Origin of the sequence: Mycolicibacterium llatzerense (genome assembly GCF_025331195.1) — a bacterium.
GTDB classification, from domain to species: Bacteria; Actinomycetota; Actinomycetes; order Mycobacteriales; family Mycobacteriaceae; genus Mycobacterium; species Mycobacterium llatzerense.
In genome coordinates, this window is the sequence record NZ_LXOV01000012.1 from 404,152 (window position 1) to 417,571 (window position 13,420).

At 66.8% G+C, this 13,420-nt stretch carries 10 protein-coding genes and 1 riboswitch; of the genes, 1 reads left to right on the plus strand and 9 read right to left on the minus strand.

From position 1 onward, the window contains the following. Positions 1 to 102 precede the first annotated feature (102 nt). A complete protein-coding gene (locus A7G45_RS16910) occupies positions 103 to 1,035 on the plus strand; it encodes a type IV toxin-antitoxin system AbiEi family antitoxin domain-containing protein (protein ID WP_260938717.1) in 933 nt (310 codons plus the stop codon). 63 nt (positions 1,036 to 1,098) lie between these two features. Here A7G45_RS16910 and lpdA read toward each other — a convergent pair whose 3' ends face one another. From lpdA to A7G45_RS16955, 9 genes are all read right to left on the minus strand, one after another. After that, the gene (lpdA, locus tag A7G45_RS16915; RefSeq protein WP_260938718.1) at positions 1,099 to 2,466 is read right to left on the minus strand and encodes a dihydrolipoyl dehydrogenase; all 1,368 of its coding nucleotides are present in this window, start codon (positions 2,464 to 2,466) and stop codon (positions 1,099 to 1,101) included. Further along, on the minus strand, positions 2,463 to 3,404 hold the full coding sequence (lipA, locus tag A7G45_RS16920) for a lipoyl synthase (protein WP_260938720.1): 942 nt from the start codon (positions 3,402 to 3,404) through the stop codon (positions 2,463 to 2,465). The genes lpdA and lipA overlap by 4 nt, the downstream gene beginning before the upstream one ends. Before the next feature lie 5 nt (positions 3,405 to 3,409). Continuing rightward, entirely contained in the window at positions 3,410 to 4,786 is a 1,377-nt protein-coding gene (locus A7G45_RS16925; RefSeq protein WP_260938723.1) for an L-serine ammonia-lyase, read from the minus strand. Further along, the gene (gene glyA, locus A7G45_RS16930) at positions 4,786 to 6,054 is read right to left on the minus strand and encodes a serine hydroxymethyltransferase (RefSeq protein WP_260938725.1); all 1,269 of its coding nucleotides are present in this window, start codon (positions 6,052 to 6,054) and stop codon (positions 4,786 to 4,788) included. The genes A7G45_RS16925 and glyA overlap by 1 nt, the downstream gene beginning before the upstream one ends. A gap of 2 nt (positions 6,055 to 6,056) precedes the next feature. Further along, positions 6,057 to 6,455: a glycine cleavage system protein GcvH gene (gene gcvH, locus A7G45_RS16935; RefSeq protein WP_260938727.1), complete on the minus strand. Its 399-nt coding sequence runs from the start codon at positions 6,453 to 6,455 to the stop codon at positions 6,057 to 6,059. A gap of 45 nt (positions 6,456 to 6,500) precedes the next feature. Then, the gene (gene gcvT / locus A7G45_RS16940; RefSeq protein WP_260938729.1) at positions 6,501 to 7,622 is read right to left on the minus strand and encodes a glycine cleavage system aminomethyltransferase GcvT; all 1,122 of its coding nucleotides are present in this window, start codon (positions 7,620 to 7,622) and stop codon (positions 6,501 to 6,503) included. After that, positions 7,619 to 10,495, minus strand: a complete 2,877-nt coding sequence (gcvP, locus tag A7G45_RS16945; RefSeq protein ID WP_260938730.1) for an aminomethyl-transferring glycine dehydrogenase — start codon at positions 10,493 to 10,495, stop codon at positions 7,619 to 7,621. The genes gcvT and gcvP overlap by 4 nt, the downstream gene beginning before the upstream one ends. A 156-nt stretch (positions 10,496 to 10,651) precedes the next feature. Next, a riboswitch (glycine riboswitch) is annotated at positions 10,652 to 10,743 on the minus strand. Between the two features lie 37 nt (positions 10,744 to 10,780). Next, positions 10,781 to 11,782, minus strand: coding sequence for an agmatinase (gene speB / locus A7G45_RS16950; RefSeq protein ID WP_260938732.1), 1,002 nt, complete (start codon positions 11,780 to 11,782; stop codon positions 10,781 to 10,783). A gap of 127 nt (positions 11,783 to 11,909) precedes the next feature. Beyond that, the gene (locus tag A7G45_RS16955; protein WP_260938734.1) at positions 11,910 to 13,364 is read right to left on the minus strand and encodes an amino acid permease; all 1,455 of its coding nucleotides are present in this window, start codon (positions 13,362 to 13,364) and stop codon (positions 11,910 to 11,912) included. Between the last annotated feature and the right edge of the window lie 56 nt (positions 13,365 to 13,420).

Genomic DNA, 13,420 nt, shown 5'->3' on the forward strand with positions numbered 1-13,420 from the left:
TTCCTGCCAAATAGTGACCGTAATCCTCGGCGCAAACGAGTTATCCACAGGCCCCGCATCTGGGTCTGGTCCTCGTTGTGGCAATCGACCACGATCAAAGCCATGGACATCGACGATGTACTTCGCCTGCAGTCAGGCGTTATTTCACGTCGCCAAGCCCTCGATGCCGGACTACAGCACCACCAGATCCGGCGACTGCTCAGACGCAAGGAATGGGCCCGTGTCCACCACGGCGTTTACGTCGACCACACCGGGCCGCTGACCTGGTTGCAGCGGGCCTGGGCCGCAGTTCTTTACGCGGCACCGGCGGCATTGTGCCTTGAATCTGCCTTGTCGATCGAAAGCTCCCTGATCCACGTCGCGGTCTCGCGCCAGCGGGCCAAGTTGGTCGAACCAGACGGTGTACGTATCCACCACTTGGATCACCTCGACGAGCGGGTGCTCTGGAACGTCGGACCGCCACGGCTGCGCTATGAAGAAGCGGCCCTTGACATTGCAGTGCGCGCAACAGGATTCGATGCCATCGCGGTACTGGCCGATGCCTGCCAGTCGCGGCGCACCACGGCTCACCGGCTACTGCGGGCTCTCGACTCACGCCAGCGTGTTCGCAATCGGCGCTGGCTGAAAGCGGTTCTCGTCGACATCGCGGACGGGACCTGCTCAGTCCTGGAGCACGGTTACCTCAACCGGGTGGAGCGGGCGCATGGGCTACCGCGGGCCACGCGGCAGGCCCGCTCGATGTCGTCGATTGGCGTGAGCTATCGAGACACCGAATATGGCGAACGACTAATAGTCGAACTCGACGGACGCATGTTTCACGACTCGGCGTCCGCACGGAGCAAAGACTTCGAGCGCGACCTCGATGCCGCCGTCGACGGCCGGTCAACCGTCCGACTGACCTACCACCAAGTGTTCGAGAGACCCTGCCAGACGGCAGCCAAGATCGCTCAAGTGATGCGCCAGCACGGCATAGCCGTGACTGGCCACCCGTGCGGGCCGGGGTGCGAATACAGTCGCCTAGCCCTCGCGGCATGACCGTCCTCGCGCGAATACGCCGAGGATTACTGCCACATAGTGACTGCAATCCTCGGCGTAACGTCACCCGTGCAGGTGCAGCGGCGCCCCGGACACGGCCATCAGCGCCTCGCCCAAGGCCTCGTTCTGCGTTGGGTGGGCGTGGACGAAACGGGCTGCCTCGGAGGCCTTGACGCCCAAGTTGTACAGCAGCTGGGCCTCGCCGATCAGCTCGGACACCCCGGCGCCGATCATGTGCACACCGACCACCGTGCCGGCCGGGTCGACGACGAGCTTGACCGCGCCGGACGCCTTGAGGATCTGGCTGCGGCCGTTGCCCGCCAGATCGTAGGTGACGGTCTCCACGCCCTCGCCGTACTGTTCGCGAGCGGCATCTTCGGTGAGACCGACCGAAGCGATCTCCGGATCGCAGTAGGTGACCCGTGGGATGCCGAGCTCGGCGACGGCCTCGGGTTCCCGTCCGGCGATCTGCTCGGCGACGAAGAGGCCCTGCTGAAATGCCCGGTGTGCCAACTGAAGTCCGGCCACGATGTCACCGATCGCGTACACGGTCGGCACGCTGGTGCGCAGCTTGTCGTCGGTGACCACGAAGCCGCCGTCGAGCTCCACGCCCGCCTCGACCAAACCGAGATCCGCGGTGCGCGGACCACGACCGACGGCGACCAGCAGCACGTCGGCCGAGAGCACGTCGCCGGATTCGAGGGTCACCTGGACGGACTCGTCATCGGAGCTGACGCCCGTGACCAGAGTCCCGGTCTTGGCGGTGATCTTGCGGCGGCGGAACAACCGCTCGAGGTACGCCGAGATGGCGGAATCCTCGTTGGGCACCAGCCGCGGCAGCGCTTCGACGATGGTCACCTTGGCGCCCAATGAGGTCCACAGACTGGCGAATTCGACGCCGATCACGCCGCCGCCGAGAATGATGGCCGACGTGGGAATGCGGTCCAGCTCGAGTGCCTGATCGCTGGTGAGCACCCGGTCCGAGGTCTGGATGATTCCCGGCACCTTGGGCGCCGAACCGGTGGCCAGCACGATCGCCCCGCCGGTGATGGTGGTGCCGTCGACGTCGACGGTGGTCGGCCCGGTCAGCCGGCCGCGGCCGTTGATGACCGTGATGCCCAGCGCCGCGATCAAACCCGTCAACCCTTTGTGCAGGCGGGAGACCACGGTGTTCTTGAAGCCGTGCAGCTTGGTTACGTCGACCCCGCCGAACGATGCTGCGATACCGAATTGCGCTGCGGTGCGCGCGGAGTCGGCCACTTCGGCGGCGTGCAGCAGCGCCTTGGTCGGGATGCAGCCACGGTGCAGGCAGGTGCCGCCGACGGCAGCCTCGTCGATCAGCACGACTGACCGCCCGAGCTGTGCGGAACGGATCGCCGCGGCATAGCCGCCCGGTCCCCCGCCCAGGATGACGACGTCTGCTGCGGTCATGACTGACTCCTCTGTTGTTGGATGACGGTGCGGGCCTGCGCGTAAAGCGCTCCCGCCCGATACGAGGACCGCACCAGCGGCCCGGACATGACACCGAGAAAGCCGATCTCACGAGCGGCGGTGTCGAGGTCGTCGAATTCTGCTGGGGTGACCCACCGTTCGACCGGGTGATGCCGTGGGGTCGGCCGCAGGTACTGGGTGATGGTGACCAGCTCGCAGCCGGCCTCGCGCAGGTCCCACAGCGCCTGCAGCGCTTCCTCTGTGGTCTCCCCCATCCCGAGGATCAGGTTCGACTTGGTGATGAGGCCCGCGCCACGCGCCCGCGTCAGCACAGCGAGCGAGCGCGAGTAATCGAAGCCCGGCCGGACCCGGCGGAAGATCCGGGGCACCGTTTCCAGGTTGTGCGCCAACACTTCAGGCTCGGAGCCGAACACCTCGTCGAGCTGATCGGGTGTCCCGGTGAAATCCGGGATGAGCAGCTCGACACCGGTGCCCGGACACGTGGCATGAATCTGCCGAACCGTCTCGGCGTACAGCCAGGCACCGCCATCGGGCAGATCATCGCGCGCGACACCGGTGACCGTCGCGTAGCGCAACCCCATCTGCGCCACCGAATCGGCAACGCGCCGAGGCTCATCGCGGTCGAGGTCGGGGGGCTTGCCGGTGTCGATCTGGCAGAAGTCGCAACGTCGCGTGCACTGGTCGCCGCCGATGAGGAATGTTGCCTCGCGGGACTCCCAGCACTCGAAGATGTTGGGGCAGCCCGCTTCCTGGCATACCGTGTGCAGGTCGTTGCGCTGCACCAAAGCGGACAGTTCGCGATACTCAGGTCCGGTCCGGACTCGGGCTTTCATCCAGGGCGGCTTACGTTCGACCGGCGTCTGCGCGTTGCGCACCTCCAGCCGCAGCAAGCGGCGCCCTTCGGGGGCAATAGTCATTCAACTCAGCATTCGACGACGTTGACGGTGACGGCGAGGCCACCGGTCGAGGTTTCCTTGTACTTGGAGCTCATATCCATGCCGGTGGCCCGCATGGTCTCGATGACCTGATCGAGGCTGACCCGGTGGGTGCCGTCGCCCCGCAGTGCCATGCGCGCGGCGTTGATGGCCTTGCCCGCGGAGATGGCGTTGCGCTCGATGCACGGGATCTGCACGAGCCCACCGATCGGATCGCAGGTAAGTCCCAGGCTGTGCTCCATCGCGATCTCGGCGGCGTTCTCGACCTGTTGCGGTGTGCCACCGAGGATTTCGGCGAGCCCACCGGCAGCCATGGATGCTGCCGATCCGACCTCACCCTGGCAGCCGACCTCGGCACCGGAAATGGACGCGCGTTCCTTGTACAGCGATCCGATGGCACCGGCGGTCAGCAGAAACCGGACTGTGGCGTCATCGGGATCGGCTTTGCCTGCGGCCGTGTAGTGCAGGGCGTAGTACAGGACAGCAGGGATGATGCCGGCGGCGCCGTTGGTCGGTGCGGTGACGATGCGTCCACCCGAGGCGTTCTCCTCATTGACGGCCAGCGCCACCAGGTTCACCCAATCTTCGGCGAAGGCCGGATCCCGCTGCGGGTCTTCGGCATTGAGCCGAAGGAACCAGTCCTTGGCCCGCCGGCGGACCATCAGGTTGCCGGGCAGGTAGCCGTCGCGGGACATCCCGTTGGTCGCGCAGGCGATCATCACCTCGCGGATGTGCAGCAGTCGCTCCCGCACCTCGGTGTCGGTGCGGGTCGTGGACTCCTGGCCCATCATCGCCGTGCTGATGGAGATGTGATCGCGATCGGTGAGGGTCAGCAGTTCCGCCGCTGACGTGAAACTGTTGGCGCCGTCGGCACTTCCGGTTGGGTGGGCCATGTCTTCTTCAGTGACGACGAAGCCGCCGCCAACAGAGAAGTACGTCTCCTCGTACAGCACGCCGCCGTGAACCGATGTGGCGGTGACCGTCATCGCGTTGGGATGACGGTCGAGCTGCTGCGCCGGGTGCAGGGCGATGTCGGATTCGGTGAGCGCGAGCACGATTCGGCCACCCAACCGGATCTTTCCGTCGGCCCGGATGATCGCGAGGCGCCGTTCCATCTCGCCGGTCTCGATGGTCTCGGGCCGGTAGCCCTCCAAGCCCAGCAGGATGGCCGGCATGGTGCCGTGGCCGGCTCCGGTGGCGGCCAGCGAGCCGTACAGATCGACGCGGACATCGGTGACGTGGTCGACCACATTCCGCGCGATGAGTTGGTCGACGAACATGCCGGCCGCCCGCATCGGGCCGACGGTGTGGGAACTCGACGGCCCGATCCCGACGGAAAACAGGTCGAACACGCTGATCGCCATTACAACTCCGGGTAAAGCGGGAACTGTTCGGCCAGCGTACGCACCTGCGCGGCCAGATGTTCGGTATCGGCGTCAGCGTCGGCGATCAGTGCGGCCGCGATGACGTCGGCGACGCGCGCGAACTCCGCGTCACCGAACCCGCGTGCCGCCAGTGCCGGGGTGCCGATGCGCAGTCCGGAGGTCACCATGGGCGGACGCGGATCGAACGGCACCGCGTTGCGGTTGACGGTGATGCCGACGGCGTCTAGCCGGTCCTCGGCCTGCTGCCCGTCGATGGCCGCGTTGCGCAGGTCCACCAGCACCAGATGAACGTCGGTGCCGCCGGTCAGGACGGTGATGCCCGCGGCCTGCACATCCGGCTGGCTCAGCCGGTCGGCCAGAATCTGCGCGCCGCGCAGTACCCGCTGCTGCCGTTCGGCGAATTCGGGCTGTGCGGCCATCTTGAAACCGACGGCCTTGGCCGCGATCACGTGCTCCAGCGGCCCACCCTGCTGCCCTGGGAACACCGCCGAGTTGATCTTCTTGGCGATGTCGGCCTCGTTGGTCAGGATCACGCCACCGCGGGGACCGCCGAGAGTCTTGTGCGTTGTCGACGTCACCACGTGAGCGTGCGGCACCGGCGACGGATGAAGCCCGGCGGCGACGAGCCCCGCGAAGTGCGCCATGTCCACCATCAGGTAGGCGCCGACCTCGTCGGCGATCTCGCGGAACCGGGCGAAGTCGAGTTGGCGCGGGTAGGCCGACCAGCCGGCAATGATCAACTGCGGCTTGTGTTCCCGGGCAGCCTCGGCGACCGCATCCATGTCTATGAGGTAGTCCTCTTTGGACACCCCATAGGCAGCGACGTTGTACAGCTTGCCGGAGAAGTTCAACCGCATGCCGTGCGTGAGGTGGCCGCCACAGTCCAGGGACAGACCGAGAATGGTGTCGCCGGGCTTGATCAGCGCGTGCATCACCGCAGCGTTGGCCTGCGCGCCCGAATGCGGTTGCACGTTGGCGAATTCGGCACCGAACAGTTCCTTCACCCGGGCGATGGCGAGCCGTTCGATGACGTCGATGTGCTCGCAGCCACCGTAGTAGCGGCGCCCTGGGTAGCCCTCGGCGTACTTGTTGGTCAGCACCGAGCCCTGCGCCTGCATCACGGCCAGCGGCGCATGGTTCTCCGAGGCGATCATCTCCAGGCCGAGGCGCTGGCGACGCAGCTCGTCGCCGATGGCCGCGGCGATCGCAGGGTCGAAATCGGCGAGCCGTTCGTCCAGGATGCTCATGGCTAGCCCTCGTTCCGTGCTGCGTATTCGGCTGCGGTCAACAGGTTTCCGGCCGCGATGGCCTGCACCTCGAACAGCCAGCCGGCGTCGTACGGATCGGCGGTGATGATGCTGGGATCGTCGACGGCGTCGGAGTTGACCGCCGTGACGGTGCCGCTCACCGGTGGGTACAGCTCGGAGACGGTCTTCGTCGATTCCACCTCGCCGCAGGTTTCGCCCGCGGTGATGGCCGAACCGACCTCGGGCAGGTCGACGTACACCAGATCACCGAGGGCCGCCGCCGCGACCGAGGTGATGCCGACCCGAACCGGCGTATCGGGAAGCCCGGCACCGGGAGCGACGAGCACCCATTCGTGTTCCTCGGTGTAGCTGCGATCGTCGGGAATGGTGGTGGTGGCCATGGTGGTCCTTTTCTGAAGTAGTGGGCGTGGTCAGTTGGGCGCGGCTCAGGCGCGGCGGTAGAACGGCGCCGGAGTGACTTCGAACGGTTCTTTGCGCCCGCGAACGTCGACCTGCACCTTGGTGCCCGGTTCCGCCAGTGCCGCGTCGAGGTAGGCCAGTGCGACGGGATACCCCAGGGTCGGCGACAGCGTGCCCGAGGTCACGGTTCCCACGACGGCCTCGTCGCCCTGGTGCACGGTGTACCCGGCACGCGCGGCCCGGCGAGTGTCGCCCTTGAGTCCGACGAGCACCTGCTGCACAGGCAGCTCCGAAAGCTGCTGCAACGCCTCGCGTCCCACAAATTCCTTGCCGAGCCGCACCACCTTGCCGAGGCCCGCCTGGTAGGGGTTGGTGCTCATGGTCAGCTCGTGCCCGTAGAGCGCCATGCCCGCCTCCAGCCGCAAGGTGTCGCGGCAGGCCAGGCCCGCGGGGACGCCGCCGGCCTCGGTGGTGGCCGCGAGCAGGGCCTGCCACAGCGCGACTGCCTGGCCGTTCGGCACATAGAGTTCGAAGCCGTCCTCACCGGTGTAGCCGGTCCGCGCCAACAGCACCTCGATGCCGGCCACCTGAGCCTCGGTCACCGCGTAGTACTTGAGGTCGGCGACGGTCGTGCGCTGATCCGCTGGCACGAGGGAGCTGACGATGGCTTCTGACGCGGGTCCCTGCACCGCGATGAGCGCCGTGTCCATCGACTGGTCGTCGACGACCGCGTCGAATTGCTCTGCCCGACTGACCAGTTCGCGCGCCACCGTGGGTGCGTTGGCGGCATTGGCGACGACCAGGAAGTGCGCGTCGTCGAGCCGGTACACCACCAGATCGTCGATCACGCCGCCGTCGGCGTCGCAGATCAGCGAGTACTTGGCCCGCCCGACTGCGATCTTGGAGGCCTCACCGGCGAGCGCGAAGTCCAGCGCGGCGGCCGATTGCGTTCCGGTGACTGCGATTTCACCCATGTGCGACAGGTCGAACAAGCCCGCGACCTCGCGTACCGCGCGGTGCTCGGCGAGCTCACTGCCGTACTTCAACGGCATTTCCCAGCCGGCGAAGTCTGTGAAACTGGCTGCCAGGGAACGGTGCTCGTCCAGCAGTGGGGAAACCGGATTGATGGTCATGCTCTTGTCACTCATGCAAAAGCCTCCTCGAGGATGTCGACGGATTCGATCTGGAATGCTTCGGGCGCCGGGCAGGAGCAGGCGAGGTTGCGGTCACCGTGAGCGCCGTCGATGCGCCGGACCGGCGGCCAGTACTTGTTGCGGCGCAGTGTCGCAACGGGATACGCGGCGTACTGCCGGCTGTAGGGCAACGGCCAATCGGCGTCGGTGACCTGCTCGGCGGTGTGCGGGGCCTGACGCAACGGGCTCTGCTCCAGCGTCCACTCCCCTGAGTCGACCCGGCTGATCTCGTCGTGGATGCCGATCATCGCCGCGATGAAGCGGTCCAGCTCGGTGAGGTCTTCCGACTCGGTGGGTTCGACCATCAGGGTGCCGTTGACCGGGAACGACAGCGTCGGGGCGTGGAAACCGTAGTCGATCAACCGCTTTGCGACGTCCTCGGCTGTCACACCGGTGCGCTTGGTGATCTCGCGCAGGTCCAGGATGCACTCGTGGGCGACGAGTCCGGTTTCGCCCGCGTAGAGCACGGGGTACCGGTCGCCGAGCGACGCGGCGAGGTAATTGGCCGCCAGCACCGCGGTCTTGGTGGCCGCAGTCAGCCCGTCCGGACCCATCAGCGCGAGGTAGGCCCAGGTGATCGGGAGGATGCCCGCCGACCCATAGTTGGCAGCCGACACCGGGCCCGGTCCCTCCACTGTCAGCGGATCACCCGGCAGGAACGGCGCCAGGTGCGCCCGCACCGCGACCGGCCCCACGCCCGGACCGCCGCCGCCGTGCGGGATGCAGAACGTCTTGTGCAGGTTCAGGTGCGACACGTCGCCACCGAATTCACCCGGCTTGGCCAGGCCGACAAGGGCATTCAGGTTGGCTCCGTCGACGTACACCTGACCGCCGGCGTTGTGCACGAGGTCGCACACCGTCCGGACATCGGCTTCGTACACACCGTGGGTGGACGGGTAGGTCAGCATGATCGCCGCGACCCGACCGTCGTGGTCGGCGAGCTTGGCCTCGAGGTCGTCATGGTCGATGTTGCCGTTGGGTGCCGTCGCGACCACCACGACCCGCATCCCGGCAAGGACCGCCGAGGCGGCGTTGGTGCCGTGCGCCGACTGCGGGATCAGGCAGATGTCGCGGCCGGCGTCGCCACGCGAGCGGTGGTAGGCGTTGATGGCCAGCAGGCCCGCGAGCTCACCCTGCGATCCGGCGTTGGGCTGCAACGAAACCCGGTCGTAGCCGGTGATCTCGGACAGCCAGTTTTCCAGGTTCCCGATCAGCTCGAGGTACCCGGCGGTCTGCCCGGCCGGGGCATACGGATGGATGCCGGCGAACCCGGGCCAGCTGATCGGTTCCATCTCGGCGGTGGCGTTGAGCTTCATGGTGCATGAGCCCAGCGGGATCATGGTGCGGTCCAGTGCGAGATCCTTGTCGGACAGTTCGCGCAGGAAACGCAGCATCGCCGTCTCGGACCGGTGGGAGTGAAACACGGGGTGCTGCAGGTAATCCGAGGTGCGGAGCACCGACGACGGAAATGCGACGGCCCCTGCCGACGCAACAGGTGCCGCACCGAAGACCTCGAGCACCTGGCCGATCACATCGTCGGTCGTGCACTCGTCGCAGGCGATGGCGACGTGATCGGCGTCGACGAGGCGCAGGTTGATCCCCGCGTCGTCGGCTGCCGCCACGAGCTGGGTCGCTTCACCGGGTACCCGAACCAGCACGGTGTCGAAGAAGTGGTCGTGGACGATCTCCCGGCCGGCGGCCCGCAGGCCGGCGGCCAGCGACACGGCGTGGCCGTGCACCTCAGTTGCGATGGCGCGCAACCCTTCCGGACCGTGGTAGGCGGCGTACATCGCGGCGACGTTGGCCAGCAGCGCCTGGGCGGTACAGATGTTGCTGGTGGCCTTGTCGCGGCGGATGTGCTGTTCGCGGGTCTGCAGCGCCAGCCGGTAGGCGGGCTTGCCGTCGACATCGACCGAGACACCGACGAGACGTCCCGGCAGCATGCGCTCCAAACCCGACCGGACCGACATGTAGCCGGCGTGCGGACCGCCGAAGAACAGTGGCACACCGAACCGCTGAGCCGAGCCGACGGCGATGTCTGCGCCCTGCTCGCCGGGGGCGGTCAGCAGCGTCAAGGAGAGCAGATCGGCGGCGACGGTGGTGAACATGCCGCGCTCGCGGGCCGTCGCGATCAGCGGGGCGAGATCACGAACGGCGCCGCTGGCACCCGGCGATTGAAAGACGACGCCGAAGGCATCTCCGTCGGGCAGCCCTTCGGCCAGGTCGGCGAGCACTACGTCGATACCCACGGCCTCGGCCCGCCCGCGCACCACCGCGAGGGTCTGCGGCAGGCAATCCGCATCGAGCACAACACGATTGGACTTCGAGGCCTTGTTGGCCCGGCGCATCAGCAGCACGGCTTCCATCACCGCGGTCGCCTCGTCGAGCAGGGACGCGCCGGCGACCGGCAGTGCCGTGAGGTCTTCGATGACCGTCTGGAACGTCAGCAGAGCTTCCAACCGGCCTTGCGAAATCTCGGGCTGGTACGGCGTGTAGGCGGTGTACCAGGCCGGCGATTCCAGCATGTTGCGGCGCAGCACCGGCGGCGTGATGGTGTCGTGGTACCCCAGGCCGATCATCTGGATACGGGTCTCATTGCGCTCCGCCAGGGCGCGCAGCGCGGCGAGTACCTGCTGCTCGGATCGGGCGGCCGGCAGCTGCAGACCCTCGGTGCACCGGATTTGTTCGGGCACCGCCGCATCGATCAGATCATCGAGCGACGAGTATCCGAGGACAGCGAGCATGTGCTGCTGAGCAGCGGCGTCGGGTCCGATGTGGCGGCCACGAAAGCTGCTGTGGGCCTTGGTAATTGCAGTGCGGTCAGACATGAGGTGACTCCGGTTCGCGGGGCGTCGCTAACTGCTCGACGCATCGTTGGGTAGCACCTCCCCGCTCTGTCCTGACACCTGAGAGTTTTGGCGCGTGCGCGCTGTTCACCTTCGGTAAGCGTGGATCGACGGATCCGCGCTGTTCTCCAGAGTTGCCTCGACGCTGCGGTATTTGGGCCTGAGAGATTCCCGGGGAGGAGTTGCTCCTACGGCGCCTCCGTTTCCGGAGGTTCTCCCACAGCGCGTATGACGGCGTATTGAGTTGTCTGCGGCAATCGTAGCCTGTCAGGTCACGGCGTTCGCAACCTCGCCGTTGACGGGCAGGGCGGTACGCGCCCCGGCGGCCATCAGCGACACGATGTCGAACACCAGCGTTGCCGCTGCTACACAGGTGATTTCGGCATGATCGTAGGCCGGAGCCACCTCGACGACGTCGGCGCCGACGATGTTCAGCCCGGTCATCTTGCGCAGCATCTTCAGCAGCTCGCGCGACGTGAGACCGCCCGCCTCCGGCGTGCCGGTGCCCGGCGCGAATGCCGGGTCGAGCACGTCGATGTCGATGGACAGGTACACCGGCACGTCCGCAACACGGCGGCGCACGACATCGATGGCCGCGTCGATACCGATGACGTCCAGGTCGCCGGCGCGGATGATCTTGAAGCCCATGCGCGCGTCGTCGACCAGGTCCATCTGGTCGTAGATCGGACCTCGGATACCGACGTGGATCGAGTGGTCCTCGATCAGCAGACCTTCCTCGAATGCGCGCCGGAAGATGGTGCCGTGAGTGACCGGGGCGTTGAAGTAGGTGTCCCAGGTGTCCAGGTGCGCGTCGAAATGCACCAGCGCGACGGGACCGTGTTTGGCATGCAGCGCACGGAGATTCGGCAGTGCGATGGTGTGGTCACCACCGATGGACACGATGCGCCGGTCCCCGCCGCGGAGGATCTCAGCGGCATGATCCTGAATCTGCTGGCAGGCCTCCTCGATGTTGTACGGCGTGACGGCCACGTCGCCGGCGTCGACCACCTGCAGCTCCTGCACCGGGGCAACGCCCAGTTCGACGTGATAGCCGGGGCGCAGGGCGCGGGCCGCCTGCCGGACCGCCATGGGGCCGAATCGGGCGCCGGGCCGGTACGAGGTGCCGCCGTCGAACGGGACGCCGAGGATCGCGATGTCGTAGTCGGACACCTCGTGGATGTCGGCGATACGGGCGAACGTGCCCTTACCCGCGTACCGGGGCACCTTGGTGGCGGGCACTGCACCGATGATGTCGTTTCGGGTGCTCATCTGTCGTGTTCAGCCTCTCGACTCGCGGGGTGTTCTGTAGTCAGCATTGCCGCCGGTGAGGGCCAGTTGCGAGCTGTTTCCGCCATAAGCGGCAGGGGCTTGTTTGAGCATTCGCACAACCGCAGACTCACAAGCGTTCGCCGACGGGTTCGGTGATGCGGTGGCGGCATCGCGCGTACACGACCGCGCCGACGATCCCCAGGCTCACCAGGCTGATCACCATGCTCCAGTTCACGAACCACGGCTGTCCGGGCTGCGTGCGCGGCCAGAGGACGTTGATCACCTCGAAGGCCAGCCAGGCGGCCGCGGCGTACGTCACCGGTGCGCCCCAACGTCCCAGCGAGAACACGCCGGGCACCCAGCGCCCCGCGAGACGAGTGAGAGCCGCCGCGAAAACCGGTACGGCAAAAGCGATGTAGGGCCCCATCACCGAGAAGTTGACGAGCACGTTGTAGAGGTCGGAGCCGGCGAACAGCAGGAAGAACGCGGCGACGACCGCGGTCAGGCCGATGGCCCGGATCGGCATACGCTCGGGGCCACCGAGCTTGGCCAGGAACTCGGCACCGGGCAATGCACGGTCGCGCGCCATCCCGTACACGGCGCGAGAGACCGCCGACTGCACGGCCAAACACGCGGACATGAACCCGATGACGAACATCAGCAGGAGCGGCTTCGCGATCGACGAACCGAGCTGCGCCGTCAACGTCGCCGACACCGGGTCACCGCTCTGCGCCGTCAGCACCGCCGAAAGGTCAGGGATTGCGAGGATGACCGCTGCGGCGGAGTACATGACGATCACGCCCACCAGCAGCAGCGCGAAAACGATGGCCCTGGGCACGTTGCGTTCAGGGTTCTCCACCTCTTCGGCGATGGAGCCGGCCGATTCGAAGCCAAGGAATGCCCACCCGACGAACGCGACAGCGATGAGCATCGTGCTCATGGTGCTGCCCGATCCATCGGGCAGACCGTCGAATAGCGTGGAGACCGGGTTGACGCGGTGGAAGAGCAACAGCACGGTGCCAAGGCCGACCGAGCCGACGATCTCGCAGATGATGCTGGCGACGATCATGACCTTGAGGACCTGCCGGCCGATCATGTTGGCCGCAGTGGTGAAGCAGATGACGCCGATCGAGACCGCGGCCAGCAGCCACCGGCTCGGTGACTCGACACCGCACACCTCGAGAATGAATCCCGCGGCGGCGTAGGCCATCGTCGACAGCGTCAGCGTCAGGCCCCAGATGTACGCCCACGCGGCCGTCCAGCCCCACGTAGTGCCCTTGGCGTGCCGGGCCCACTGGTAGACGCTGCCGGCGTACGGAAACCGCGACGCCAGCTCACCGAAGACCAGCGCGACCAGCAGCTGACCGCACAGCACGATCGGGAACGCCCAGAAGAATCGGGGACCCGCTGCGAACAGGCCCAACGCGAAGATCGCATACAGGGCCACGATCGGCGAGATGTCGGCGAAGGCCAGCGACAGGGCGGCCCGAAACCCGAAGCCGCGGTTGAGAATGTCGTGGCCACGCTCTCGGGGGTGGGCCACCACCTTGTCGGCAGTGCTGTCCAGGCTTCGAATTCCCACCAGTGTCCTTCCGGTTCGTGCGCAAGTAGGCCAAGCTTGATGAGCACGGCGCCCGC